We start from the raw sequence: 578 nt of genomic DNA on the forward strand, positions 1-578 counted from the left end.
TACTTAATTTACGAAAAAATTCCTTTCGACAATCAAGATCAGTTAAAAGTTTTGGAGAATAACTCGACCATATAGCGTCACTATAAACATAAGTAGGTTTTTTAATAACTCTAATCTGGACATCGGTAAATAATTTTTTTATTAAATTTATTATGTTCTTTGTGTTTTCTAGAAAAAAATTATATGCCTTTTCGAAACCTTCTATTATTAAATCTTTATTAAGGTAAAATAGTAATTCTTTCCCTTTATATAAAGGAACATTCATATTATTACTAACTTTTTTCTCAACTTTTTCAATTGTTTCTATTCCTTGTTGTGTAATCCTATATTCGTAATTTAGTATATCTAAATCACCATCAAAGTTATTAGAGAATGCAGCTAAGGTTTTTTCTCTTATAGAGAATGAAGGTATTAAAGCTGTATCATAAACTGTAAAATCTTCTTTAATATTGAAAATATTTTCCGAGTCAATAGTCACAATAGTATTATACGTTGAAACAATGTTTTCATAGTGAAAGTCTGACCCTGAAATTAAATAGGTAACGAATAAGAAAATACCAACATTACGAAAATAATTA

At 25.4% G+C, this 578-nt stretch carries 1 protein-coding gene; it reads right to left on the reverse strand.

Annotated features, from left to right (window positions below; genetic code table 11):
- Window positions 1-578: DUF4135 domain-containing protein (locus ES017_RS15210; protein ID WP_171335267.1), on the reverse strand; the 578-nt coding region annotated here is incomplete at both ends.

It is taken from the genome of Anoxybacillus sp. EFIL (assembly GCF_013096955.1).
Lineage (GTDB): Bacteria > Bacillota > Bacilli > Bacillales > Anoxybacillaceae > Anoxybacillus > Anoxybacillus ayderensis.